The sequence below is a fragment of the Propioniciclava soli genome (genome assembly GCF_014858005.1).
GTDB classification, from domain to species: Bacteria; Actinomycetota; Actinomycetes; order Propionibacteriales; family Propionibacteriaceae; genus Propioniciclava; species Propioniciclava soli.
This window is the reverse complement of record NZ_JACYOT010000013.1, coordinates 68,633-93,234: the sequence shown is the minus strand read 5'-3', so window position 1 is coordinate 93,234 and position 24,602 is coordinate 68,633. Positions and strand designations below refer to the sequence as shown.

The following is a 24,602-nucleotide window of genomic DNA, read 5'->3' as shown; positions in this document are numbered from 1 at the left end:
ACCAACCCTACGACCGCCAGTAGTAGTCCGTTATTTCGCAAGGTGGATGTTGGCGAACTTCTCCACCGCGGCGCTGAGCCGGTCCAGCGGCTCGGACGCGAGGCGCCACCGGTGCCAGAACAGGGGCACCTCGACCGTGCCACCCACCCGCAGCTGGCACAGGTCGGCGTCCGTCCGGGCGAGCATGCCGGCCGGCACCATCCCCCACCCCAGGCCTGCCGCCACCGCGGCCAGGAAGCCCTCCGCACTGGGCACCTGGGTCACCCGGGGCGGACGCCCCACGCCCAGCTGGGCCAGTCGCGCATCCTGCAGGTCGTCGTCCGGGCCGAAGTTGACCATGGGCAGATCGGCGGGCCCCAGTCCGGACGCCACCAGGTCGGCCCGGGCCATCGCGTGGTAGCGCATCACCCCGAGCGGAACCGAGCGGCAGCCCGGCGCCGCCCGCGGACGCGACGTGACGGCCGCCATCGCCGCGCCGCGGGAGAGATGCTCGGCGGCCACCGCCTGGTCGGCCACCGTGAGGTGCAGCGCGATGTCCGCCCAGCCCGCGGCCTCGTCGAACACGGCCGGGAACCAGGTGGCGAGGGAGTCCGCGTTCACCACGACGCGCACCACGGTCACGCGGCCCCCGGCCCCACCCTCCACACCGAGCCCGCCGTCGAGTTCGCTGCGCGCCTCGGCCTGCAGGAGCAGCACCTGGCGCGCCAGCCGCAGCACGACCTCGCCGGCGGCCGTCGGTCGCACCGGCGTGGTCCGCTCCAGCAGCACTGCGCCGGCGGACGCCTCGAGGGCGCGGAGGCGCTGGCTCATCGCCGAGGGGGTGAGCGAGAGCTCACGGGCGGCGGCGTCCAGGGTGCCGAGATCGATCGCGGTGGCGAACGCTCGCAACTGCTCCAGCTGCATGAAGCAATACTGCACCAGCTGCAGATTCTTTCGCTGTACTTCACCCCGTGCGGGCCCTAACGTCGACGACGTGATGTTCTCCAGCGCCGTCTCGGGCGCCCTCGCCAGTTGGTCCCTCATCGTCGCCGTCGGCCCGCAGAACGCCTTCGTCCTGCGCCAGGGGTTGGCCCGTCAGCATGTCGGGCTGGTCATCGCGGTGTGTGCCGTGGCGGACTGCCTGCTGATCCTCGCCGGCAACCTGGGCATCGGCGCGCTGGTGACCGCGCTGCCGTGGTTGACCGACGTCCTGCGCTGGGGCGGGGCCGCCTACCTGGTCTGGTTCGCCTGCCAGTCGTTCCGCTCGGCCTGGGCCGCCGAGGGGCTGCACGCCGGTGACGGCGCGCGCGGGGCGTCCGCCGTGCTGGCCACCACGCTGACGATCACGTTGCTGAACCCCGGGGTCTACCTGGACACGGTCGCCCTGCTGGGCACATTGGCCCACCAGGCCGAGCACGCCTGGTCCTTCTCCCTCGGGGCCATGGCGGCGTCGGTCATCTGGTTCGTCGGCCTCGGCACCGGCGCCCGCGCGCTGGCCCCCCTGGCCGCGTCCCCACGCGCCTGGCGCGTGGTCGACACCGTGATCGGGGTCGTGGTGCTGGTGCTCGCCCTCCGGCTCGCCCTGGCTCACTGAGGGGTGCCCTCACGTGCGGGGCACCCGCGGTCGTCTCAGAGCGACTCGAGCAGGGATTCCAGGACGACCGCCAGCCAGTCGTAGATCGCGACCACCTGGTAGCGCGGGTCGCGCGGCGACATGCGCTCCAGACCCCGGTGGTCGGCGTCGGACTCGATGCCCAGGCGCACCGCCAGACTCAACCGCACCCCGTTCAACGTCTTGATCCACGCCTCGGCATGCGCGAGGTCCACCACCAGCGGGTGCTCGCCCCCCTGGGTGGCGTCGAGGTCGGACAGCACGTGCTGGGCGTCGTCGACGCGCCCCCGGCGCAGCGCGTCGCGCGTGTACCGCTTGTGCTCCGCGGAGGCGACCGGATCGTCGGGGTACGGGTCGGGGAACAGCCGGGCGATGACCGGGTCGGCGTCGTCCAGCGCGACCCCGTCACCGAACTCGCCCGCCCACGCGTCGAAGGGATCCTCGCTGGGGCCGGGCGCCACCCCCACCTGGCCGCCGCCCAGCAACTCGTCCACCTGCGCGACCAGCGAGGAGACGAGGGCGACCTCGACCTCCTCGAACTCGGCGACCAGCGCGTCGCCCTCGCGCCGGAAGCCGATCACTCCGACCGCTCCACGGTCGCCCACAGCCCGTAGGCGTGGAGGGCGTTGACGTGGGTCTCCATCTCCTCCCGCGTGCCCGTCGCCACCACCGACCGGCCCTCGGTGTGCACCTGCATCATCAGCCGCGTGGCCTTGGCATGGCTGAACTTGAAGTAGGTGACGAACACGTGGGTGACGTAGCTCATCAGGTTGATCGGGTCGTCCCACACGAGGGTGTTCCAGCCGGTGAGGTCGGCGGTGACCTCCGCCGGACGCTCGGCCACGGCGGTGCCGCCCGCCGGCGTCACAGGAACCTCGGGACTCGACATGCCCCCATTCTGTCATGCCCTCTCGCTAGGCTGACCGCCATGAATGCGTCCACGGCGCTGCTGACCGACCACTACGAGCTCACGATGGTGCGGGCCGCCATGGGTTCTGGCACGGCGTTCAGGCGGTCGGTGTTCGAACTGTTCCCGCGCCGCCTGCCCGAGGGGCGCCGCTACGGCGTCGTGGCGGGCACCGGACGGGTGCTGGACGCCCTCGAGAACTTCCGTTTCGGTGACGAGGACGTCTCGTTCCTGCTCGAGACCGGCGTGGTGGACGACGACCTCGCCGCGTGGCTCGCGTCCTACCGGTTCTCCGGCGACATCTGGGGGTATCCCGACGGCGAGCTGTACTTCCCGGGCTCGCCGATCCTCAGCGTCGAGGGCACCTTCGCCGAGGCCTGCATCCTCGAGACGCTGCTGCTGAGCATCTACAACTACGACTCCGCCGTCGCCTCGGCCGCCTCGCGCATGACCGCCATGGCGGGCGAGCGGCCCTGCATCGAGATGGGCTCACGCCGCACCAACGAGTGGTCGGCCGTCGTCGCCGCCCGGGCCGCCTATGTGGCGGGGTTCGCGTCCACCTCGAACCTGGCGGCCGGCCGACGCTTCGGCGTCCCCACCGCGGGGACGGCCGCGCACAGCTTCACCCTGCTGCACGACACCGAGGAGGACGCCTTCCGCGCCCAGATCGCCGCGCTCGGGGCCGACACCACCCTGCTGGTCGACACCTACGACGTGACCGAGGCCGTCACCCGGGGCGTCGAACTCACCAACGGCCGGCTCGGCGCCGTGCGGCTCGACTCCGGTGACCTGCTGACCCAGGCGGTCGACGTCCGCAAGCTGCTGGACTCCCTGGGCGCGGTGAACACCCGCATCATCGTGACCTCCGACCTCGACGAGTTCCAGATCGCCGCCCTGCGGGCCGCGCCCGTGAACGGCTACGGCGTGGGGACGCAGCTCGTCACCGGCTCGGGCCACCCCGCCTGCGGGTTCGTCTACAAGCTCGTGTCGCGCGCGGCGTCGCAGGATCCGGACGCACCGCTCGAACCGGTGGCCAAGAAGTCGACCAACAAGGGCTCGGTGGGGGGTCGGAAGTTCGCCCTGCGCCGGCTGAACGAGCACGGGATCGCCGAGGCGGAGGTCGTGGGCATCGGCGCCCCGCCCGAGGGTGACCACAACGACCGGCCGCTGCTCGTCGAACTCGTGCGCCAAGGTGAGATCGTCGGGCGCGAGCCCCTGGACGCCGCCCGCGAGCGGCACCACCGCTCCCGGGGGGAGCTGCCCAGCTCGGCGTTCAAGATGAGCCGCGGTTACCCCGCCATCGTCACGGTGATGCTCGACGCCGAGGGCGAGGCCACCTTCAACCCCTACGCACCGGAGGCCTGACGTGCGCGCGCTCATCGTCGTCGACGTCCAGAACGACTTCTGCGAGGGCGGCTCCCTCGCCGTGGCGGGTGGGGCGGCGACCGCGACCGCGATCGCCGACCTGCTCGCCGGTGACCACGGCTACGACGTCGTGGTGGCGACGCGGGACCACCACATCGATCCCGGTGCCCACTTCTCCGACCAGCCCGACCACGTGGACTCCTGGCCGCCGCACTGCGTGGCCGGAACGCCGGGGGCCGACTTCCACCCCAACCTGGGCGCACCGGGCTTCGCCGGCATCTTCGACAAGGGCGAGTACGCCGCCGCCTATTCGGGCTTCGAGGGCCGCGACCACGCGCTCGGCGTTGGGCTGGCCGACTTCCTGCGCTCCCACGCCGTGGCGAGCGTCGACGTTTGCGGTATCGCCACCGACCACTGCGTCCGGGCCACGGCCACCGACGCCCTGGCCGCCGGCTTCGACACCACCGTGCTGCTGGGGCTCACCGCCGCGGTCACCCCGGCCGCGGTTCCCGCGCTGGTCGAGGCCTGGGCCGACGCCGGCATCTGGGTCACCCCCGGCGCCCCCACGAACGCTGCCGACACGCTCGCTTGAGTCTCAAACTCCGGTTCCGGAGACGGCGTTTGAGCCCCGAACCGGAGTGTGAGCGCACGAGCCCGCACCGGCCGGTCAGCGCCGCCCGATGGCCTGGATCCGGAAGTCGTTCATCACGGCGGCCAACCGGGCCGCCCGCTCGGAGGTGAAGACGTCCTCCAGCGTCAGCGGCAACCCGTCCGGCCCGGACAGCGGCACGCGCCAGTTGGGGTACTCGTCCACCGTGCCGGGCTGGTTCTGGGTGAGCCGGTCACCCACGGCGTCGGTGAGCGCCGCGCACAGGACGCGGGCCGGCGTGTCCACGATGAACCGGTGCATCGCAAGCATCTGCTCGGCCACGTCGGTCTCCCCCGCCGCCAGCAGGCCGCGCTCGGTGAGCACCTCGCGCCACGTGGCGAACTGCTGGTCGGCCGCGGCGAGCTCCTCGTCCAGCCCCTCCGTGAGCATGCCGAGCGAGTGCTGCAGCCGGATGTGGTCGCACGCCAGGTACCCGGCGGTGGGCGGCATGTCGTGCGTCGTCACCGACGCCATGCAGTACTCGCGGTAGTCCTCCGGCGGCAGGGGGCGTCCGTCCGCCCCGGCCTCGAACCACGCCACCGAGGTGCCGAGGATGCCGCGTCCGCGCAGGTAGTCGCGCACCCATGGCTCGACCGTGCCCAGATCCTCACCCACCACCAGCGCGCCGGCGCGGTGCGCCTCCAGGCACAGGATGCCGACCATGGCCTCGTGGTCGTAGCGCACGTACGCACCCCGGGTCGGCGGCAGGCCGTCGGGAATCCACCACAGCCGGAACAACCCCATGATGTGGTCGACCCGCACCCCCCCGGAGTGCCGCAGGATGCCCGCCACCATGGCGCGGAACGGCTGGTAGCTCAGCTCCTCCAACCGGTCCGGACGCCAGGGCGCCTGATCCCAGTCCTGCCCCAGCTGGTTGTAGTGGTCGGGCGGCGCGCCGACGCTGACGCCCTGCGCGAAGGCTTCGCCCAGGATCCACGCCTCCGCGGACTCCTTCGACACCCCCACCGCCAGGTCGTTCATGACGCCGACCCGCATGCCCGCCCCGCGCGCCGCCGACTGGGCGCTGCGCAGCTGGTTGTCGGCCTGCCACTGCAGCCACACGTAGAAGTCGATCTCGCGGGCGTGCTCGGCAGCGAAGGCCGCCACCTGCGGCGAGCTGGGCCGCCGATACTCGACGGGCCAGTCGCGCCAGTTCATGCCGAACGTGTTCACCAGCGCGCACCACGTCGCGAACTGGGCCAGCGGACGCCCCTCCGCACGCACGAAGTGCTCCTTGGCCATGTGCCGCACCTCGGAGAGCCCCTCGTCGTAGACCACGCGCAGCGCCTCGATCTTGGCCTCCCAGATCGGGTCCCGCTGGATGTGGTCGGAGCCCGCCAGCGTCCGCTCCAGCCCGAGCCGCAGCTGCCGGATCCGCTCCCGCTTGTGCTCGGCCAACCCCGCATACTCGGCGATCGCCTCGGGGCGCAGGTACAACGGGTTCACGTAGCGCCGGCTGCTCGGCAGGTACGGCGACGGCTCCAGCGGCGGCATCGGCTCGGCCGCGTGCAGCGGATTGACCAGCACGTAGCCGGCGAAGTGCTGGGTGCCCGACCAGGTCGCGAGGTCGGCCAGATCCGACAGGTCGCCCATGCCCCACGAGTTCGCCGACCGCACGCTGTACAGCTGCGTGGCGTACCCCCACACGCGACGCTCGCCCATCGACGCGGGGAACCCCAGGAACGCGGGGGTGACCACCAGCGACGCCTCGGCCGTCCAGTCGGTGGTGGTGAGGTGCAGCCGGTGGTACCCCAGCGGCAGGTTCTCGGGGACGACGAAGGTCGCCTCACCCGTCAGCCGCCCGTCCACCTCGGCGTCCGGCACCTCGTTGTCCGCCTGCGACAGCGTGACGGAGCCGCCCTCCTCCAGGCGGACGACCACGTCGGCCGGATGGCCGGCCGGCACGTGCACCGCAATGCGTTCCTGACGCCCCTGCTGCACCACCGTGCAGGGCGGCAGCGCCCGCCGCCAGTGCCGCAGGCCGTGCTCGCGCAGCGCCGCGGCAGCCGCCTCGTCGCTGCCCGCATCGACGCCCATGCCGGCCAGGATGCCGATCACGGTGGCGTCGTCGACCTCGGTGTGCCGCCCCTTCCAGTCCCAGAACTCACAGGCGATGCTGAACGCCTCGGCGAGCGCGCCGAGCGTCGGGTTGGAGAGCGGCATGCGCGGCAGCCTACCGGGGTTGCCGGTGCCGGCCTATTCGGTCTCGAAGGGTTGCACGAGGCGTCTCAACAGGGCGGCCACCGCGTCCCGCTCCGCCGGGGCGAGGGCGTCCAGGATGGCCCGTTCGCGCGCCAGCAGATCGGCCAGGGCCGCGTCCACCACCGCCTGGCCGGCGGGCAACAGCCGGACGCGGACGCCGCGCCGGTCGCTCGGGTCCGGGCGGCGCTCCACCAGCTCCCGGCCGGCCAGCCGATCGATCCGGTTCGTCATCGTGCCCGAGGTCGACAGGGTCTGGGCGATGAGCTGCCCGGGCGACAACTCATAGGGCGGGCCCTCGCGCCGCAGCGCGGCGAGGACGTCGAACTCCCACACGTCGAGGGCGTGGACGGCGAACGCGTCCCGCCGCGCCAGATCGAGGTGACGCGCCAGGCGCGTGACCCGGGAGAGGACCTGCATGGGCGTGACGTCGAGCTCGGGGGCCTCACGGGCCCAGGCGGCGACGATGCGATCGACCTCGTCCACCCACGTCCTCCTCTTCACCCAGCCGTCGGCCCGGAGTCTAGTGCGAGGACGCCGCGTGCAACGACGCGGCCCTACGCCCGCGCGGAGTGGTTCTGCACATGGCCGATGCGGCTGGCGATGAGCACGGCCAGCAGCGCCGTGGCCGTGAGCAGGCCGGCAATGCTGCCGAACGTCAACTCCGTGCTCCCGCGCGGGCCCAGCGCGGCGAACAGGGTGCCCGCCGCGCCGGCGAGCAGCGCGTTGCCCACCATCTCGCCCACCTGCAGGGAGCTCGTGTTGCGCCCGAGTTCAACCACCGGGGAGAGCTGCATGACCACCAACGAGGTGGACGCGGTGGCCAGCCCCATGCCGAGGCCCGCCACGGTGAAGCCGGTCACCGGCAGCCACGCGCCGCCGGCCGCCCCACCGGCACCGAGGGTCACCACGGCCAGCCCGGCAGCCACGCAGACGGCACCCAGCACGATGATCCGGTCGCGCGACAGGAGCAGCCACGGCCGCGACTGCAGCCAGGAGCCGGCCATCCAGCCGACCGAGGCGACGGTGATGGCCGCTCCGGCCATCAGCAGCGACGCGCCGCGCTGCACGAGCATCAGGGGCAGGAACGCCTGCATGCCCATGAACGAGCCGGCGGTCACGAGGCGGGCCAGCACGGTGCTGCTCAGGCCGGCACCGGTCAGGCTGAAACCCCGGGGCATCAGTCGCCGCGCCCACACACCGAGCGCAACGAAGCCGAGCAGCGCCCAGAGCACCGACAGCGGTTCCAGACGCTGGCCGGCCACCTGGATCAGCGCGATGCCCACCGCGACGCCCAGCGCGGCGTGGACGGGCACGTGGTCGCCGTCCCCCGTTTCACCGTGGTGCGGCAGCCGGACCAGCCCCGGCAGCAGGAACGCCGCGCCGAGCGCGAGGAACGGCAGCACCGACCAGAACACCCAGTGCCACGACAGATTTTCGCTGAGCCAGGCCGCGACGACCGGGCCGAGGAACGACGGCAGCATCCAGCACGCCGAGAACCACGTCATGACCCGCGCGCGGTCGGCCGGCGCGTAGGCCCGGCCGGTCACCACCATGAGGGAGAGGTTGATGCCGCCCGCCCCCAGCCCCTGGACGACCCGGCCCACCAGCAGGACGGCCATCGTCGGTGCCAGCGCGGCGATGACGATGCCCACGGCGAACAGCACGAGCCCGGTCGAGAACGCCGGCAGCGGGCCCCGGGTGTCGCACCAGCGCCCCGCCACCGCGATCGCGACGATCTGCGGGATCATCACCGCAGTGAACGCCCACGCGTAGAGCTGGAGGTCCCCCAGATCGTCGGCCGCCGCCGGCATGGCGGTCAACACGGCCTGGGTCTCGAAGGCCACGGCCAGCACACAGAGGAGCAGGCCGGCCGTCATCAGTCGGTTCGCAGGCACGAGGGGCATTCCACCACGCGCATGTGTCTAGGATGAAACGCATGACTCAGCTCACGCCGGCTCCCGGGTCGCAGACGATCGTCGAGGAGCGCACCGATGTCCGTCTCGACGAGGGTGACCACGAACGCTTCAGTCACTTCGTGCCCAAGAACCGACTCACCGAGGCCATGGTGATGGGCACCCCCGTCGTCGCGCTCTGCGGCAAGGTGTGGGTGCCGAGCCGCAATCCCGACAAGTTCCCCGTCTGCCCCGAGTGCAAGGAGATCTGGGCGACGCTCAACCCCGGTGAGGGTGGCGGGGGGGACCAGTGACCCGCAGCCTCGTGGTGATGCGGCACGCCAAGTCGTCGTGGAAGACCAACGACACCGACCTCGACCGGCCCCTCTCAGGGCGTGGCACCCGGGATGCCGTCGTCGCGGGTCAGCGGCTGGCGGGCACGCGGTTCGACGTGGTGCTCCTCTCCCCGGCCGCCCGGACGTCCCAGACCTGGGACTGCCTGGCCATGGCGGGCGTCCACGCCGACGACGTGCGGGTGACCGACGACCTGTACCACGCCTGGACGCCCCAGGTGATCGCGGTGCTCAACGAACTCCCGGCGTCCGCCCACAAGGTGCTGCTGATCGGGCACGAGCCGACCGCCAGCGACCTCGTGCTCACGCTGGCCGGTGAGGACGCCTCCCCCGTGCGTGCGCGCATCGCGACGAAGTTCCCCACCTGCGGCGTCGCCGTCCTCACCCACGACGCCGCGTGGGAGGCCCTCGCCCCCGGCACCGCCGACCTGGTCGCGTTCGAGGTGCCCCGGGGATGACGGGCATCGACATCGTCGGGTACCTCGCCTCGGCCCTCATCGTCGCGTCACTGGCGATGCGCTCGGTGGTGCGGTTGCGGACGGTGTCGTTGATCGGCTCGATCGTGTTCGTCATCTACGGCGTGGCCATCGGGGCCATCCCGGTCATCGTGTCGAACGCCGCCATCGCCGTCATCAACGTGTGGTACCTCCGGCGGGAACTGACGCCGGCGACGCAGATGGCGGCGGTGCCCGTGGCGCACGACGAGCCGTTCCTGCGCGACTTCCTCGACGCCAACGCCATCGAGATCACGAACAGCCAGCCGGACTACCACCCCTCCCCGCGGGACTCCTTCGTGCGCCTGCTGACGCGCGACGGCCTGCCTGCCGGAGTCTTCATGGCCGAACCCGTCGGCAACGAGTTGCTCGTGAAGCTCGACTACGTGACGCCCGCCTTCCGCGACTCCCGCGTCGCGGCCTGGCTGTTCGGCGCCGGGCGGTCCACGTTCACCGAGGACGGCTACGAACGCCTCGTCGCCCACGCGCACACGACGGTGCACCGCACCTACCTCGAGATGATGGGCTTCCACCGCGAGGGCACCGCGTACGTCCTGGACCTCTGAGGGAAACGTGCCAGCCCCGTCACGGTGCCGGCGGCGACGCCGGGGCGCCGGTCAGTAGCGGTACATCTCGCTCTTGTACGGGCCGGAGACCGGCACCCCGAGGTAGTCGGCCTGCGCCTCGGTGAGCGTGGTCAAATGCACGCCGAGGGCCGGCAGGTGCAACCGGGCGACCTCCTCGTCCAGGTGCGTGGGCAGCACGTACACGCCCGTGGGGTACTCCTGGGGGCGCGTGAAGAGCTCGATCTGGGCGAGCACCTGGTTGGTGAAGCTGTTGCTCATCACAAAGCTCGGGTGGCCCGTGGCGTTGCCGAGGTTGAGCAGGCGTCCCTCGCTGAGCACCAGGATCGCGTGCCCGTCGGCGAACACCCACTGGTCCACCTGCGGTTTCACCGGGCGCCGCTCGATGCCCGGGGTGGCCTCGAGGCCGGCCATGTCGATCTCGTTGTCGAAGTGGCCGATGTTGCCCACGATCGCGTTATGCTTCATCGCGGCCATGTGGGCCGCCGTCACGACGTCCTTGCACCCCGTGGCGGTGACCACGATGTCGGCGGTGCCGATCACGTCGTCCAGCGTCGCTACCTGGTAACCGTCCATCGCCGCCTGCAGGGCGCAGATCGGGTCGATCTCGGTGACGATCACGCGCGCCCCCTGGCCCGACAGCGACTCGGCGCAGCCCTTGCCCACGTCGCCGTAGCCGCACACCACGGCGACCTTGCCGCCGATCAGCACGTCGGTGGCGCGGTTGATGCCGTCGATGAGGCTGTGGCGGCAGCCGTAACGGTTGTCGAACTTGCTCTTGGTGACGGCGTCGTTGACGTTGATCGCCGGGAACAGCAACGTCTGCGCCCCGGCCATCTCGTAGAGGCGGTGGACACCGGTCGTCGTCTCCTCGGTGACGCCCTGGATGCTCTCGGCCAGCCCGACGAAGTCCAGCCCGGACGCCCGCAGCGTCTCCAGGATCACCCGGTACTCCGCCGAATCGGACGCCGCGGGCTCCGGCACCGCGCCGGCCTTGGTGAACTCCACGCCGGAATGGACGAACAAGGTGGCGTCGCCGCCGTCGTCCAGGATCATGTTCGGGTGGCCGTCGGGCCAGCTGAGAATCTGCTCGGTGCACCACCAGTACTCCTCGAGCGTCTCCCCCTTCCACGCGAACACCGGGACGCCGGCCGGCGCCTCGGGCGTCCCGTCGGGGCCCACCACGATGGCGGCTGCCGCGTGGTCCTGGGTGGAGAAGATGTTGCACGACGCCCACCGCACCTGCGCGCCCAGGGCCACGAGGGTCTCGATGAGCACGGCCGTCTGGATCGTCATGTGCAGGCTGCCGGCGATGCGCGCGCCGGCCAGAGGCTGTGACGCCGCGTAGCGCTCCCGCATCGCCATGAGGCCGGGCATCTCGTGCTCGGCGAGGGAGATCTCGGTCCGGCCGAACGCGGCCAGGCTCAGGTCAGCCACCTTGTAGTCCACGACGCGCCAGCCTACCGGCCCTCGAAGGTCGCTTGGCAGCGGAGGCGTCCCGGCCCGCGCCAGAGCGGATATATGCCACCTTAACGACGACGTTACGCCGCCGACACGGGGGGTGGGGCCGGCGTCCCTAACGTCAGTCACGGCCCGGGCCCCCGGTGCCCATCTGATCACTGAGAGGCACTGAGATGACCGTGACCGACGCGGCTGTCACACCGGAGTTCGACACGACCCTCACCGTGTCAGGACACCCGGCCCTGACCAACGACGACCTCCTGCCGCTCCCGCGCGAGCAGCGGCGCTGGGGATCGTTCGAGATCTTCAACGTGTGGACCAACGACGTGCAGAGTCTGGCCGGCTACACGCTGGCGGCGAGCCTGTTCATCACCGCCGGCATCAACGGGTGGTGGGTGTTCACCGCGATCATCCTCGCCGGGCTGTTCGTGAACTGGCTGGTCAACCTCACGGGCCAGCCCAGCGTGAAGTACGGCATTCCCTACGCCGTCATGGCCCGCGCCAGCATGGGAGTGCGCGGGGCCCAGTTCCCCGCCCTGATCCGCGGCGTCGTGGCCATCTTCTGGTACGGCGCGCAGACCTACTTTGCCTCCACCGCGGTTTCACTCGCCCTGAACGCCATCCTGGGTAGCCCGGCGACCGCGACGTTCTTGGGCATGACCTGGGTCGACTGGGTGTCCTACGTCGCGGTGGCAGCGCTGCAGATCGTCTTGTTCGTCCGGGGCATCACCTGGATCGAGCGGTTCCTCAACGTCGCCGGGCCGGCCGTCTACGTCGTGATGGTGGCGCTGCTGGTGATGATCTGGATCCAGGCCGGCGACCGGCTGCTGCCCGCGGTCGGCCAGATCTTCAACAACAACCAGGTGCAGGGCTGGGCCGCGGTCTCGGCCTTCGTCGGGGTCATCGGCACGATGATCGCGTACTTCTCGGCGGTGGTCATCAACTTCGGCGACTTCGCCCGGTTCTCCCGCAGCCAGGCCACCATGCGTCGGGGCAACTTCCTCGGCCTCCCGGTCAGCCTCACGTTCTTCACGTTCCTCAGCCTGTTCATCACCGCAGGGTCGTTCATCGTGCTCCAGGGCGGCCAGGGTGAGCCGCTCACCAACCCCGCCGACATCGTCGGGCTCGTCGGCAACGTCGCGCTCACCGTCGTCGCCGCCGTCACTTTCGTCATCGCCACGGTGGGCATCAACCTCGTCGCCAACTTCATCCCGCCCGCCTACGACCTGTCGAACCTCGCGCCGCAGCGCATCAGCTTCCAGGCCGGCGGCTACCTGACGGCCGCGATCGGTTTCGTCGTCGGCGCCCTGTGGGTCGCCACCATCAGCCAGATCGGGCTGCCGATGTTCGTCGACACCCTCGGCGCGATCCTCGCCCCGCTCTACGGGGTGCTCGTGGCCGACTACTACATCGTGCGCAGGCGTCACCTCGACGTCTCCGACCTGTACTCGATGGATCCGGCGGGGCGCTATCACTACGAGAAAGGCTGGAACGCCCGCGCCATCGCGACCATCGCGATCGCCGCGGTGTTCTCGGTGGCCACGGTGTGGCTGCCGGCGCTCGCCTTCCTCAGCGGCTTCGCCTGGGTCATCGGGGCCGCCATCGGCGCGGCCGTCTACGTCGTGCTCATGCGGACCGTCACCTCGGTGGCTCCGGCGGTTCCGGCGTCCTGACCTCCGCGGGGCGGGGTGGCGTCACCGTCGCTCGTCGCGCGCGAGGCCGATCTGCAGGTAGGCGGCAGCGAACAGGCCCGTGGCGAGGACGGTGGCGTAGCGCTCCAACGGCTCGCCGCTGACCTGTTCCACCCGGGAGACGCGGACGTCGACCGCCTCGGCGTTCTGCTCCAGCGCGGCGCGCTGCTCGGCGGTTTCGGCATCGCCCAGGTCGTCGTCGACCACGACAAGGGTCGGGCGCAGCGGTGCTCCGGCGTCGGCGGGATCGGCGAACGGGTCGGCGAACGGATCCCGCGGCGGCGTCGCCGCCAGCAGCGGAAGCAGCTCCCCCGCGTCCGCCGCCAGGGCCACCCGGCCGGACGCCGTGCGCACCGCCTCGGCGATGCGGCGCGAGGCCCGGGCCGCCAGCACCGAGCCGCCCCAGATGAAGGGCTCGGCGTCCGCCAGCTCCAAAGCGAGCCGCTTGGCCGGGTTTTCGGCAAGGTCGCGGCCGTGGCCGCAGGCGCGCGCAACCGCGTCGAAGGCGTCGGCGACGCCCTCGGCCGAGACGGCCGGCCCGAGCCCGAAGGCGTGCAGCGCGGCCAGCGCGGTGAGCGCGACGGGGAACGGGTCCGACGAGGCAGACACGGGGAGCAGCGTCGCCGCCCGGGACGCGGATTGGCGCGCCAGGGTGGAGCCCTCCGGCGCCACCACGAGCAGCCGGCTGCCGCGTCGCAGGGCCTCGGCGACGGCCGAGCCGGCGTGCTGACCGGTGCCACCGAGCACCACCACGAGGTCGAGGGGACCGACCCAGCCGGGCAGGCCCAGGCTCGGCCAGGCCAGGAACGGCACGGGGCACACCGGCTCCAGCAAGGCGCGGAGCAACCGGGCCTCGGGGCCGATGGCGATCACCGCGCGGGGACGCGACTCGTCGGTCAGCCCGGCCAGGGCGTCCGCGGCCAGGGACGCCTCGCGGCGGACGCGGGCGCCCGCCTCGGCGAGGGGCCGCAGCAGCCCGTCCGCCGCTGCGAGGACGTCGGCGTCGTCGAGCCGGCCGTCGTCGAACTCGGGCACGGGGGGTCAGTTCCCGTGCGGGGCCCGCGCCTCGTCGATGACGAGGATCGGGATGCCGCCACGCACCGGGTAGGCCAGGCCGCAGTCCGCGCCGGTGCACACCAGCTCGGACGCCTCGTAGGCCCACGTGAGCTGCGCGCGGCAGGCGGGGCAGACCAGCAGTTCGAGGACGCCGGGGACGAGATCGCTCATTGGGGGTTCCCTTCTCGGATGATGGCCAGTGCTTCGTCGCGCAGCGCCGCCATGTGCGCCGCGTCGCGCGCCTCCACGTTCAGGCGCAACAGCGGTTCGGTGTTGGACGGCCGCACGTTCACCCACCAGTCGTCGCCGGCCACCGTGACGCCGTCGCCGGTGTCGATGCTGCCGCGTCCCTCGAACGCCGCAACCACGCGCGCCAGCACCGGCGGCACCGACGCGACGACGGAGTTGATCTCGCCCGAGCCGACGTAACCGGCGAACTGCCCCGCGAGCTCGGACATGGTGGCGTCCGACCGGCCGAGCATGGCCAGGATGTGCAGCGCGGCGAGCATGCCCGTGTCCGCGCCCCAGAAGTCCCGGAAGTAGTAGTGGGCGGAGTGCTCGCCACCGAACACGGCGTCGTGGGCGGCCATGTGCGCCTTCACCGACGTGTGGCCGACGTGGCTGATGACCAACTCACCGCCCAGACGACCCACGACCTCCCCCACCGCCCGCGAGGTGATCGTGTTGATGACGATGGTGCCGCCCGGTTCGCGACGCAACTCCTGCGCGGCGATCAGCGCGGTGATGACGGAGGGGCTGACGACCTCACCGTGCTCGTCGATGACGAAGCAGCGGTCGGCGTCACCGTCGAACACCAGCGCCAGGTCCGCGCCATGCGCACGGACGGCGGCCTGGGCGTCCACGAGGTTCTCCTCGATCAGCGGGTTGGGCATGTGGTTCGGGAACGTGCCGTCGAGATCGAGGAAGAGCGGCACGAGCTCCAGGCCCAGCGGGCCCAGGACCGCCGGCGTGGTCAGGCCCGCCATGCCGTTGCCGGCGTCCACGACGACCTTGAGCGGCCGCAGGCCCGTCAGGTCCACCAACGAGTGCAGGTGTTCGCTGTAGCCGGTGAGGATGTCCTGCCGCGTCAGCGTGCCGCGGCTGTCGGCGTCGGGGATCGGAGCGCCCATCGCCCGCTCGCGCAGCCGGAGCAGGTCGTCGGTGGTCACCGGGGCCGCCCCCGGGAGGCAGAACTTCACACCGTTGTAGCTGGCCGGATTGTGGGAGGCGGTGAACTGCACCCCGTGCAGCCCGAGGGTGCCGGAGGCGTACCAGAGGGCATCGGTGCTGGCCAGCCCCACGTCGATGACGTTCGCGCCCTGCGCCAACGCCCCGTCGGCGAAGGCCGCAGACACCTCCGGGCCGGTGACGCGCATGTCGCGGCCCATCACGAAGGTCTGCCCCGCGAGGTCGAAGACGTGCACGTAGGCGGCACCGATCTGACGGGCACCCTCGAGATCCCACTCCGCTCCGTCGACCCCGATGACGCCCCGAATGTCGTTGGCCTTGAAGATGACGCTGTCGATCACCGCCCCAGCCTACCGGGCCGCGTCACCCGGATCCGCCACGACGCCGAGGTGCCCCTTGCGTCGCGTCAGGGCCGGCTGGGGACCCGCCGGTGCCGCGGGGGCCGTGGCGGGGGCGTCCCAGGTGAAGCCCACCTCGCGCACGGCGTCGGCCAGCGCGAGCAGGTCATCGTGGTGCGGGCCCGGGTCCGCGTCATCCAGGGGCAGGCGGATGAGCTCCCAGCCGCGCGGCGTCGAGACCGTGGCGCCGTGCTGCTCGCACAGGTCGTAGGTGCCCGGCTCGGCGCGCAGCGCCAACGGGCCGATGACGGCCACCGAATCGGCGTAGACGTAGGTCAACGTGGCCACCGAGCGTCGCTGACAGCCCGTCCGGGAGCACTGGCGCGGCTTCACCCGCTGCACGCTACCCGTCGACGTGCCGCCCCCGGGGTATTGGGGCGGGGTGTCGCTGCGCGAGCGTCTACAGTTCGGCCATGGGTTCTGCACGTGACCGGCACCAGCGCGGCCTGCGCGGACGCCTCGCGCTCCCCAACCCCTACACCGGCGCGCCCGCCCCCCTGCGTGGGCGGCAGAACAAGGCCGAGTACTTCACGATGTGCGTGCACGACGCGCTGACCCAGATCTCCGACCACTGCCCCCGCGCCCTGGCCGGCATCGACATCGGCGTCGAGGACGTGCCGGGCGTGATCCCCGCCTGGGCGCCGAACCGCGTCCCGCTGGCCGCCGCCGTGTCCGCCACACCGAACACCAACGGCACCGTGGTGGTCTACCGACGCCCGCTCGAACGGCGGGCCCGGACGCGCCGCGGGCTGCGCATCTTGGTTTTCCGCACGATCGTCGAGCAGCTCAGCGAGGCCACCGGCATCGCGGTGGACGAGATCGATCCGCTGGGGCACCGGGGCTCCGAGGACGACTGGGACGACTGACGCCACCCGGTGACCGCCGGCAGCCCTCGATCACCGGCACTTCTCGTACACCGGCGCCTCTCAAACCGCTGCCCCCGTCGCCTCCCTGCCCCGAGGACTCAATTCACCAATGGGGGCGTGGATCCGTTGGTGCGGTCCCACCCCAGCGGCTCAGACCGCCCGCCGCTTGAGCTGGCGCCGCTCGCGCTCGGAGAGGCCACCCCAGATGCCGAACCGCTCGTCGTGCTCGAGAGCGTATTCGAGGCAGTCGGCGCGCACCTCACACGTCTGGCACACCTTCTTCGCCTCGCGCGTGGAGCCACCCTTCTCGGGGAAGAACGCCTCCGGGTCGGTCTGGGCGCACAGCGCCCGCTCCTGCCAGCCGAGGACTCCTTCGTCCTCCGGCACCACGATCATCAGTTCGCGCATGGTCCGGTGTACCTCCTCGACGCGCCGCCTTCATGCTTGACACCTGAATTACACCCGTGTCATTAGCCGTTCGTCAAGCCCGGGTGGATTTCAGTATCCACAACGCCGGCGTGTCGCCGGCCCGAGCGGACGGAGCGTGCAGTCAGAGCCGGTTCGGTGGAGAATCCGTGTCGTGCGGGTCGTCGGGACGCGCCACCGGGTGCCAGCCGGCCTGGTCACCCTGCCGGCCGAAGCCACTGGCGGGGGCGCCGGCGGCAGCGTCCGAGGCCGAGGTCCACACGCTGCCGGCCGCCGCGTCCGGCGTCCACGTGGTCGGCGCTCGGGGCGGCTCCGGGGCCACCTCGACGGCGGCCACGGCGGGCGCGGGCTCCACGGCGGCAACTCCGATACGCCCCCCGCGCAGGCCGCGGTGCACCAGCCACAGGGTCACGGCGCCGACGCCCTTGAGGATGATGTCCAGCAGTCCCCCGACCAGTTCGAGCACCACCCCCAGCGCCCCGCCGACGGCGCTGACGACCGCCGCCACGGCCCCCGCCAGGGTCAGCAGGGTGCCGAGCGTGACGATCACCGCGCTGAGCAGCACGACCCGCCGGGCACGAGGGGTGGGGGGCGCCACGAACACGCAGGCCCAGGCGAGCCCCACGACCACCACCACGAGGGTCAGGTTCATCGCGTCGAGCGCCACGGTCTGCGCCGCTGGGGTGAACGGCTCCCCCAGGCTCACCGCCACGCCGAACCGCACCAGTGCCAGCACGATGCTGGCCGCGGTCACCGCGAGGACGACCCACGCTGCCGGCTCCCGCAGACGCCTCAGGTTGTCAACCACCACACACTCCATCCCCGGTGACCGGCCGCGCCGGCACCGCTCGGGTCAGTTCGCTCCCGCGATCGATCAGACGAATTCGGGCCCAGCGGTCTCGGCGACGCGCGCCACCAGACCCTTGACCTGCTCGGCGTGCTCCAGCGTGGTCACCAACGTGGCGTCGGGCGTGTGCACCACGACCAGACCGGTCACGCCGAGGACGGCCACGACGTGTCCCTCGTCGGTGTTCATCACGAGGCTGTCCGTGGTGTCGACGGCCAGCCCCCGTCCATCGACCGTGTTGCCGTCGTCGTCGTGCTCGAGCACCTCGGCGAGGCTCGCATAGCCGCCCACGTCCTTCCACGAGATCGGCAACGGGACGGCCAGCACCCGCGCCGAGCCCTGCCCGCGACTCACCGGCTCGAACACGGCGTAGTCGACCGAGATCCTCTTCAAGGTCCCGAAGACCTCACCCAGCCTCTCCGGCGCCTCGGCCAGGCCGAGGACGCCGGCGTGCACCGCGGGCTCCAGCAGCCGCACCTGCTCCAGGAAGGTGGCGGCCCGGAAGACGAACATGCCGGCGTTCCACCAGAAGTCACCGGACGCGACATAGGCGGCCGCGGTCTGCGCGTCCGGCTTCTCGCGGAACTCGCGCACGACGCAGGCCCCCGCGAACCCCGCCACCGCGTCGCCCCGCTGCAGGTAGCCGTACCCCGTGTGGGCCGAGGTGGGCACCACACCCAGCGTGACGAGGGCGTCCGGCTTGGCCTCGGCCAGCCGGAACGCCGCATCGACTGCCGTGACGAATGCGTCGAGCGGCTCGATCAGCTGATCGGCGGTCAGCTGTGCGATCACCGCGTCGGGGTCGCGCCGGGCGAGCACGGCCGCGGGCCACGCCATCGCGTTGAGGGAGTCGCGTCCGACGGGCTCGCCGAGCAGGTTGGCCTCCGCCACCTCCGGCAGGTCGGCCCGCACGGCGTCGAGGTGGGCTGCGCCGGTGACCACGAGCACCCGCTCGGCGGGGACCAGCTCAACGGCCCGCTCATAGGCCAGCCGGAGCAGACTCCGCCCCCCGATGAGCGGCAGCAGCTGCTTCGGGGTCCCCTGCCGCGAGAGGGGCCACAGGCGTGTGCCGGACCCGCCCGCCATGATCACGACGTAACGCATGGCGGTCATGCTACCGGCGCCTAAGCTGGCGCCGTGCCCCACGCAACGCCCGTCAGCAGCCAGTTGCACCACCGTGCGGCCCGCGACGGCGGCGCCGTCCTGCTCACCCACTACGGCCCCGGGGGCGCGCGGACCGAACTCTCCGTCGCCAGCTTCGCGAACTGGGTCGACAAGACAGCGAACCTGCTGGGTGAGCTGGATCTCGAGCCGGACGCCGATGTCGCCCTGCCCGTCCTGGGTGAGGCCCCCGCCCACTGGATGGCCTGGGTGTGGCCGTTCGCCTGCTGGCGGGCGGGCCTGAGCGTCCGCGTCGCGTCCCGCGCGGACGCCGCCGGTGCCGATCTGGCCGTCATCGGGCCGCGCGAGCCCGCGCCCGTCGGCGACGTGACCTACGCCTGCTCGCTCGACCCGTGGGGACGCCCCCTGGGCGATCTGCCCGCCGGGGTGGCCGACTTCGCCGGGGAGGCCCTCGCCCAGCCCGACTTCTTCCCCGGCGTGCCCACCGACCCCGACGCCCCGGCCTGGTTCGACCACGCCGGCGTCCGCACCCACGCCGACGTCGCTGCGCTCGCGTCCGTCACCGAACGCGTCTGCGCCGCCGCACCGGACGCCGCGACCGCGCTGACCCTCCTCGCCGGCGCGGTGCTCGGCGGCGGTTCGGTGGTGCTGGTGGACGACCCGGAGGTGGATGCCGGGCGCGTGGCGGCCTCGGAGCACGCACGGCTGCTGCCATGATGGACGCCATGACCCCACCCCTCACCCGCCGCACCCTCCTGCTCGGCCTGGCGGGCGCGGGGTTGGCCGGGCTGGGCCTGGGCGGGTGTGCCAACCCCGCCACACAGCTCGTGCTGCCGACACCCGTGCCGGACGCCGGCGGCACCGTCCGCGAACAGCTCGAAGCGATGATGACGACTGCCTCGGCCAACACCGACCTGCTCGGTCTGTCGGTGCGCGACCTGCGCAGCGGCGCGACCTACGCCTACCGCGGCGACTACGCCACCCAGAGCGCCTCGATCGCCAAGGTCATGATCGTGCTCCTGGCGCTGCGCCGGGCGCGGGCCGCCGGTGAGCAGCTGACCTTCGAGCAGTACGGCCTGGCCTCCCAGGCGATCATCAACTCCGACAACGACGCCGCGGACGCGCTGTGGGCATGGGTCGGCGGCAAGCAGCCCTACACCGAGCTGGCCGCCGAGCTCGGCCTGCCCGACACCCACGGCGACGACCGCAGCGAGTTCTGGTCCTGGACCAACACGACCCCCGACGACCAGCGCGCCCTCGTCGACGCTCTCGTCGACGGGACGCCCGCGGTGGCCACCGAGGACCGGATGTACCTGCTCGACCTGATGAGCAAGACCAATGCCGAGCAGACCTGGGGCGTGGGCCACGACCGCGGCAGCCACGTCCACGTGCAGATGAAGAACGGCTGGGTGCAGTTCCAGTCCCTCGACCAGCTCTGGGCGGTCAACTCAATCGGCCACGTCGTCGGCGAAGGGCGCGACTACACCGCCGCCATCATGTGCCGCATGCCCACCTTCGACGAGGGTCGCACGCTCGTGGACGCCGTCGGCGCCCATCTGTTCGCGATCATGGGTGAGGGCACCCTCACCTGAGGCCGCCCCGGTTCAGTCGACGCTGCAGATCGCGGTGAGGTCGTCGGTCTGCCGCTCCTCGCTGAACCCGCCCGTGCCCGAGGGACCCGCGTCCGCGACCACCACCTCCGTCGGTTCCGTGGCCGCAGCCGGCTCGCCCTGGGGTGCCGCCTCCGTCGGAGCGGCCTGGGCCGGAGCACCTTCCGCCGGTGCGGCCTGGGCCGGCGCCGCGCCGGCCTGGGCGGTGTCGGCCTGCTCGTCGCCCGCCTGCTCGGCCGCCGCCGCCTGGGCCGCGGCGCGCGCGGCGTCCTCGTCGGCCGCGACGGAGGCCCGGATCTGCTCGTCGACCGTGTCCGTGATGACGGCGAAGTCGGGCTTCACGGGCTCGATCAGGGGAGGGGCGAAGCTCACCGAGGCGATGGGGAGGCGCCGCCCGGCGTCCGCGAGCTCGACGAGGCGGCCGATCTCCGATGTGGGCACGTCGGTGGTCAGCACGGACGCCCCCGCCGCGGCCAGCTCGTTGAAGCGCGTGATGAGCGTCGTCGGTGTCGCCTGCTTGGCCACCGCATTGACGATGCACTTCTGCCGGGCCATGCGTTCGTAGTCGGACGCCCCGTGCCGGCTGCGGGCGAACCACAGCGCCTCGAACCCGCCGAGCCGCACGTTCTCACCGGGTTGGATGTAGCCCTCCACCGGCGCGCTGCCCCCTCCGATGGGCACCGCCTTGGCGATGTCGAGCGTCACCCCGCCCATGGCGTCGATGAGCTGCTCGAAACCCGTCATGTCGATCATGGCGTGGTAGTTGATGCGCAGCCCCAGAATCTCGGAGACGACCTCGCGGAGCGCCACCAGGCCCGGGCGCTCCGCCCCCGGGTAGAGGTCGGGGTGTTGCTCGGCGAGGTTGTAGACGGCATTCAGCAGGCACGACTGGTCCTCACACCAGTAGCCCTTCGGGTACAGCTCGCGCAACGGCGAGTCCGCCGGGAAGGGCGCCCACTGCAGGTTGCGGGGCAGGCTGAACAGCACGGTGCGCCCGGTGGTGGCGCTGACCGAGGCCACCATCATGGTGTCGGTGCGGATGCCGGGGCGGTCGGGCTCAGCGTCGGCCCCGATGAGCAGCACGTTGATGCGCCCGTCGGTCGGCGCGGTGAACCCGCCGCCGGCGAACACGCTGCCGAACAGGGTGGCCTGCGAGCGCCCGAGCGCCGAGACCTGCGTGGCCCCGGCCGCCAGGCCGAGCGCCAGCACCCCGGCGAGGGCGGCCATCCAGTACGTGCGGGGCCGGCCCATGAGGCCCGGCCGGGAGAGCCGCCAGGCGTCCAGGAGCAGCAGCGCCCAGCCGATGCCGAGCACCAGCACGACGCTGGAGCCGAGCCACTGCGTGAAGGGGTGGGCGTAGACGGCGATCGCGGCGTTGCGGTGGAGTGCGAACAGCAGGGCGAACAATCCGAGGACGCCGAGCACTCCCAGCCACAGCCGCATCGCGAACCGCCCCAGCCCCTTGCCGCCCGCGATCACCTGGGCCGAGCCCGGCACCAGCAGGGTCAACACCAGCAGCGACACGCCGCGGCGGAACGCCAGCCGTTCGCTGCGCTCCTGGGGGGTCTGCTCCCGTTCCGCGTCGTCGGGTGAGGAGACTCCGTCGGCCCGAGCCGGGTCGCCGGGCGCGAGGTCCGGCTCGGCGAGGGCGCTGGGGTGGACGGTCGACACGTGCATCTCCTCGGGGAAGGGGGGGAGCTTGGCCCCAGTATTTCCTCCCTCGCCACCGTCACCCCGGAGGGAAGGCGGCGTGTCCCCGGGCCGGGTCAGCGGTTGCGGATGCGCTCACCTTTCGCGGCGGCCGCGGCCCGCAGGTCGTCCTGGAACGCCACCATCTGCTCCACCAGGTCGGATTCGGCGAGCCCCAGCATGCGCACGGCGAGCAGTCCGGCGTTGCGCGCATTGCCGACGGCGACGGTGGCGACGGGCACCCCCGCCGGCATCTGGACGATCGAGAGCAGCGAGTCGAGGCCGTCCAGGTGCTTCAGCGGCACGGGGACGCCGATCACCGGCAGCGGCGTCAGGGCCGCCAGCATGCCGGGCAGATGGGCCGCTCCCCCGGCCCCGGCGATGAGGACGCCCAGCCCGCGGCCGTGGGCCTCGCGGCCGTAACGCACCATCTCCTCCGGCATCCGGTGGGCCGAGACCACGTCGGCCTCGTACGCCACCCCGAATTCATCAAGGGCGAGCGCCGCCGCCTCCATGGTGGGCCAGTCCGAGTCCGAGCCCATGACGATGCCCACGCGGGGTTGTTCAGCCATCCGATGCTCCTTCCAGCAGGGCGGACGCCGCGCGTGCGGCGTCCCGGGTGGTGGCGACGTCGTCGCCGCAGACCGTGACGTGGCCCACCTTGCGGCCCGGTTTGACCGCCTTGCCGTAGAGGTGGACGCGGGTGCCCGGGTCGGCGAGCACGGCCGGCAACGTGCCGAGGAGGTCGTCGTTCGTGCCGCCGAGCACGTTGCTCATGACGACCACCGGCGCCACGGGGGCCGGGGAACCCAGCGGCAGGTCGGCAACGGCGCGCAGGTGGTTCTCGAACTGGGAGGTCACCGCGCCCTCGATGCTCCAGTGGCCGGTGTTGTGCGGGCGCATGGCCAATTCGTTGACCACCACGGTGCCGTCGCGACGCTCCATGAGCTCGACGGCGAGGATGCCCACGACGCCGAGCGCCTCGGCGATGCGCAGCGCCAGCCGCTGGAGCTCGGCGGCCCGCTGCGGGGGCAGGCCGGGCGCGGGGGTGGTCGTCTCGTGGCAGATTCCGTCGCGCTGCACCGTCTCGCTCACCGGGTAGACCACGGCCTCGCCACCGGGCCGGCGCGCCACCAGCACGCTGAGCTCGCGGGCGAAGTCGATGAACTCCTCGGCGAGGATGACGACGCCGGCGTCGGCCTCGCGCTGGGCCTCGGTGGGGCCCTGCGGGCCGGCGAGCGCGGCGAACGGCGTCGCGGCGGCGTCCGGCCCGTCGATGCGCCACACGCCCTTGCCGTCATACCCGCCGCGCGAGGTCTTGGCGATGACCGGCCAGCCCGTCTCCTCGCCGAACGCGACCAGCGCGTCGGCGTCCGCCACCACGCGCCACCGCGGGTTGGGGGCGTCCAGCTCGGCCATGGCCCGGCGCATCACCGCCTTGTCCTGGGCGTGCACGAGGGCGTCCGGGCCGGGCCGGACGGCCACGCCGGCGTCCTGCAACGCGTGCAGCAGGCCCGTGGGCACGTGCTCGTGGTCGAAGGTGAGGACGTCCACGTCGCGCGCGAAGGCGGTCACCGCGTCGGCGTCGGCGAAGTCGCCCACCGCGGCGTGGGGCACGGCCAGCGCCGCGGAGGTCTGGGGGCCCTCGGCCAAGAGGCGCAGCTGCAGGCCGAGCGGCAGGGCCGCCTCCTGCATCATGCGCGCGAGCTGGCCGCCGCCGATGACACCGATTCTCAGGTCCGCCACGAGGCGGCAGTCTAGTGGGAGCATGGCTGGTGTGACCCAGACCGACCGCCGCGCCCCGGTGCCCCTGGCGACGCAGCTCACCCGCTTCGTGCTCGTCGGGGTGGTGGCGGCGGTCGTCGACTACGGGTTGCTCGTGGCCGGGATGAACCTGGCCGGCTGGGCGCACACCCCGGCCAAGGCCGTCAGCTGGGTGTTCGGCACGATGACGGCCTACGCGCTCAACAGCCGCTGGACCTTCGGAGCCGCCGGCTCGCGCCTGAAGTTCGCCGCGGTCGCCGTGCTGTACGGCACCACCTTCGCCGTCCAGGTCGGCACGTTCGCCCTCATCTACCCGCCCCTGGAGATGGCGCTCGGCACGGCCGCGGCCCAGGTGGTGGGGTTCGTCATCGCGCAGGGGTTGGCGACGACCATCAACTTCGTCATCCAGCGCACGCTCATCTTCCGCAGCTGAACCCGCCCCGCCCC

28 protein-coding genes are annotated in these 24,602 nt (G+C 72.2%); 11 read left to right on the top strand and 17 right to left on the bottom strand.

Annotation, left to right across the window (positions count from 1 at the left end; genetic code table 11):
• Window positions 1-30: 30 nt before the first annotated feature.
• Complete coding sequence (locus IFY26_RS13145; RefSeq protein WP_232549465.1) at window positions 31-903, bottom strand: ArgP/LysG family DNA-binding transcriptional regulator; 873 nt, start codon at window positions 901-903, stop codon at window positions 31-33.
• 73 nt (window positions 904-976) lie between these two features.
• On the opposite strand from IFY26_RS13145, the gene IFY26_RS13140 reads away from it, so the two are divergent.
• The gene (locus IFY26_RS13140; protein ID WP_232549533.1) at window positions 977-1,573 is read left to right on the top strand and encodes a LysE/ArgO family amino acid transporter; all 597 of its coding nucleotides are present in this window, start codon (window positions 977-979) and stop codon (window positions 1,571-1,573) included.
• 35 nt (window positions 1,574-1,608) lie between these two features.
• Here IFY26_RS13140 and IFY26_RS13135 read toward each other — a convergent pair whose 3' ends face one another.
• Entirely contained in the window at window positions 1,609-2,172 is a 564-nt protein-coding gene (locus IFY26_RS13135; protein ID WP_232549464.1) for a DUF2017 domain-containing protein, read from the bottom strand.
• Window positions 2,169-2,480 (bottom strand): ATP-dependent Clp protease adapter ClpS, encoded by a 312-nt coding sequence (gene clpS / locus IFY26_RS13130; RefSeq protein ID WP_232549463.1) that lies wholly within the window; start codon window positions 2,478-2,480, stop codon window positions 2,169-2,171. The genes IFY26_RS13135 and clpS overlap by 4 nt, the downstream gene beginning before the upstream one ends.
• 39 nt (window positions 2,481-2,519) lie before the next feature.
• Between clpS and IFY26_RS13125 the strand changes: the two genes are divergently transcribed.
• Window positions 2,520-3,863 (top strand): nicotinate phosphoribosyltransferase, encoded by a 1,344-nt coding sequence (locus IFY26_RS13125; RefSeq protein WP_232549462.1) that lies wholly within the window; start codon window positions 2,520-2,522, stop codon window positions 3,861-3,863.
• A gap of 1 nt (window position 3,864) precedes the next feature.
• A complete protein-coding gene (locus tag IFY26_RS13120) occupies window positions 3,865-4,455 on the top strand; it encodes an isochorismatase family protein (RefSeq protein WP_232549461.1) in 591 nt (196 codons plus the stop codon).
• A gap of 75 nt (window positions 4,456-4,530) precedes the next feature.
• Here the strand turns inward: IFY26_RS13120 and malQ are convergent, their stop codons facing one another.
• From malQ to IFY26_RS13105, 3 genes are all read right to left on the bottom strand, one after another.
• On the bottom strand, window positions 4,531-6,675 hold the full coding sequence (malQ, locus tag IFY26_RS13115; RefSeq protein ID WP_232549460.1) for a 4-alpha-glucanotransferase: 2,145 nt from the start codon (window positions 6,673-6,675) through the stop codon (window positions 4,531-4,533).
• Window positions 6,676-6,708: 33 nt separating this feature from the next.
• Window positions 6,709-7,197: a MarR family winged helix-turn-helix transcriptional regulator gene (locus tag IFY26_RS13110; RefSeq protein WP_232549459.1), complete on the bottom strand. Its 489-nt coding sequence runs from the start codon at window positions 7,195-7,197 to the stop codon at window positions 6,709-6,711.
• A 71-nt stretch (window positions 7,198-7,268) separates the two neighbouring features.
• Complete coding sequence (locus IFY26_RS13105; protein WP_232549458.1) at window positions 7,269-8,609, bottom strand: MFS transporter; 1,341 nt, start codon at window positions 8,607-8,609, stop codon at window positions 7,269-7,271.
• 41 nt (window positions 8,610-8,650) lie between these two features.
• Between IFY26_RS13105 and IFY26_RS13100 the strand changes: the two genes are divergently transcribed.
• Genes IFY26_RS13100 through IFY26_RS13090 form a run of 3 tightly spaced genes read left to right on the top strand, consistent with a single transcriptional unit; the run spans window position 8,651 to window position 10,019 of the window.
• On the top strand, window positions 8,651-8,920 hold the full coding sequence (locus IFY26_RS13100) for a DUF3039 domain-containing protein (protein WP_232549457.1): 270 nt from the start codon (window positions 8,651-8,653) through the stop codon (window positions 8,918-8,920).
• A gap of 17 nt (window positions 8,921-8,937) precedes the next feature.
• Window positions 8,938-9,417: a SixA phosphatase family protein gene (locus IFY26_RS13095; protein WP_232549456.1), complete on the top strand. Its 480-nt coding sequence runs from the start codon at window positions 8,938-8,940 to the stop codon at window positions 9,415-9,417.
• Window positions 9,414-10,019 carry a hypothetical protein gene (locus IFY26_RS13090; RefSeq protein ID WP_232549455.1) on the top strand — a complete coding sequence of 202 codons (606 nt, stop codon included), beginning with the start codon at window positions 9,414-9,416 and terminating at the stop codon, window positions 10,017-10,019. The genes IFY26_RS13095 and IFY26_RS13090 overlap by 4 nt, the downstream gene beginning before the upstream one ends.
• Before the next feature lie 51 nt (window positions 10,020-10,070).
• Here IFY26_RS13090 and ahcY read toward each other — a convergent pair whose 3' ends face one another.
• Window positions 10,071-11,486, bottom strand: coding sequence for an adenosylhomocysteinase (gene ahcY / locus IFY26_RS13085; RefSeq protein ID WP_232549454.1), 1,416 nt, complete (start codon window positions 11,484-11,486; stop codon window positions 10,071-10,073).
• 185 nt (window positions 11,487-11,671) lie between these two features.
• On the opposite strand from ahcY, the gene IFY26_RS13080 reads away from it, so the two are divergent.
• The gene (locus tag IFY26_RS13080) at window positions 11,672-13,171 is read left to right on the top strand and encodes an NCS1 family nucleobase:cation symporter-1 (protein ID WP_232549453.1); all 1,500 of its coding nucleotides are present in this window, start codon (window positions 11,672-11,674) and stop codon (window positions 13,169-13,171) included.
• Window positions 13,172-13,192: 21 nt separating this feature from the next.
• On the opposite strand, the gene IFY26_RS13075 is transcribed toward IFY26_RS13080, so the two are convergent.
• Genes IFY26_RS13075 through IFY26_RS13060 form a run of 4 tightly spaced genes read right to left on the bottom strand, consistent with a single transcriptional unit; the run spans window position 13,193 to window position 16,164 of the window.
• Entirely contained in the window at window positions 13,193-14,224 is a 1,032-nt protein-coding gene (locus IFY26_RS13075) for an SIS domain-containing protein (protein ID WP_232549452.1), read from the bottom strand.
• A 6-nt stretch (window positions 14,225-14,230) separates the two neighbouring features.
• A complete protein-coding gene (locus IFY26_RS13070) occupies window positions 14,231-14,416 on the bottom strand; it encodes a Trm112 family protein (RefSeq protein ID WP_232549451.1) in 186 nt (61 codons plus the stop codon).
• Complete coding sequence (locus IFY26_RS13065) at window positions 14,413-15,774, bottom strand: phosphohexomutase domain-containing protein (protein WP_232549450.1); 1,362 nt, start codon at window positions 15,772-15,774, stop codon at window positions 14,413-14,415. Before IFY26_RS13065 ends, IFY26_RS13070 begins: the two co-directional genes overlap by 4 nt.
• Window positions 15,775-15,783: 9 nt before the next feature.
• Window positions 15,784-16,164: a DUF3499 domain-containing protein gene (locus tag IFY26_RS13060; RefSeq protein ID WP_332836194.1), complete on the bottom strand. Its 381-nt coding sequence runs from the start codon at window positions 16,162-16,164 to the stop codon at window positions 15,784-15,786.
• An 80-nt stretch (window positions 16,165-16,244) separates the two neighbouring features.
• Here IFY26_RS13060 and IFY26_RS13055 point away from each other — a divergent pair, with 80 nt between their 5' ends.
• Window positions 16,245-16,697: a metallopeptidase family protein gene (locus tag IFY26_RS13055; protein ID WP_232549448.1), complete on the top strand. Its 453-nt coding sequence runs from the start codon at window positions 16,245-16,247 to the stop codon at window positions 16,695-16,697.
• Between the two features lie 150 nt (window positions 16,698-16,847).
• Here the strand turns inward: IFY26_RS13055 and IFY26_RS13050 are convergent, their stop codons facing one another.
• The 3 genes from IFY26_RS13050 to IFY26_RS13040 all read right to left on the bottom strand — a co-directional run bounded on the left by IFY26_RS13050 (window position 16,848) and on the right by IFY26_RS13040 (window position 19,074).
• Window positions 16,848-17,105, bottom strand: coding sequence for a WhiB family transcriptional regulator (locus tag IFY26_RS13050; protein ID WP_232549447.1), 258 nt, complete (start codon window positions 17,103-17,105; stop codon window positions 16,848-16,850).
• A gap of 142 nt (window positions 17,106-17,247) precedes the next feature.
• A complete protein-coding gene (locus IFY26_RS13045; protein WP_232549446.1) occupies window positions 17,248-17,931 on the bottom strand; it encodes a hypothetical protein in 684 nt (227 codons plus the stop codon).
• Between the two features lie 66 nt (window positions 17,932-17,997).
• Window positions 17,998-19,074: a mannose-1-phosphate guanylyltransferase gene (locus IFY26_RS13040; protein WP_232549445.1), complete on the bottom strand. Its 1,077-nt coding sequence runs from the start codon at window positions 19,072-19,074 to the stop codon at window positions 17,998-18,000.
• Between the two features lie 33 nt (window positions 19,075-19,107).
• On the opposite strand from IFY26_RS13040, the gene IFY26_RS13035 reads away from it, so the two are divergent.
• Window positions 19,108-19,809, top strand: a complete 702-nt coding sequence (locus IFY26_RS13035) for a TIGR03089 family protein (protein ID WP_232549444.1) — start codon at window positions 19,108-19,110, stop codon at window positions 19,807-19,809.
• A gap of 8 nt (window positions 19,810-19,817) precedes the next feature.
• Window positions 19,818-20,684, top strand: coding sequence for a serine hydrolase (locus IFY26_RS13030; protein ID WP_232549443.1), 867 nt, complete (start codon window positions 19,818-19,820; stop codon window positions 20,682-20,684).
• A gap of 12 nt (window positions 20,685-20,696) precedes the next feature.
• Here the strand turns inward: IFY26_RS13030 and IFY26_RS18260 are convergent, their stop codons facing one another.
• From IFY26_RS18260 to IFY26_RS13015, 3 genes are all read right to left on the bottom strand, one after another.
• Complete coding sequence (locus IFY26_RS18260) at window positions 20,697-22,373, bottom strand: LCP family protein (protein WP_232549442.1); 1,677 nt, start codon at window positions 22,371-22,373, stop codon at window positions 20,697-20,699.
• 95 nt (window positions 22,374-22,468) lie between these two features.
• On the bottom strand, window positions 22,469-22,963 hold the full coding sequence (purE, locus tag IFY26_RS13020; protein ID WP_232549441.1) for a 5-(carboxyamino)imidazole ribonucleotide mutase: 495 nt from the start codon (window positions 22,961-22,963) through the stop codon (window positions 22,469-22,471).
• Window positions 22,956-24,161 (bottom strand): 5-(carboxyamino)imidazole ribonucleotide synthase, encoded by a 1,206-nt coding sequence (locus tag IFY26_RS13015; RefSeq protein WP_232549440.1) that lies wholly within the window; start codon window positions 24,159-24,161, stop codon window positions 22,956-22,958. The genes purE and IFY26_RS13015 overlap by 8 nt, the downstream gene beginning before the upstream one ends.
• Before the next feature lie 7 nt (window positions 24,162-24,168).
• On the opposite strand from IFY26_RS13015, the gene IFY26_RS13010 reads away from it, so the two are divergent.
• Window positions 24,169-24,588 (top strand): GtrA family protein, encoded by a 420-nt coding sequence (locus tag IFY26_RS13010; protein WP_232549439.1) that lies wholly within the window; start codon window positions 24,169-24,171, stop codon window positions 24,586-24,588.
• Window positions 24,589-24,602 lie beyond the last annotated feature (14 nt).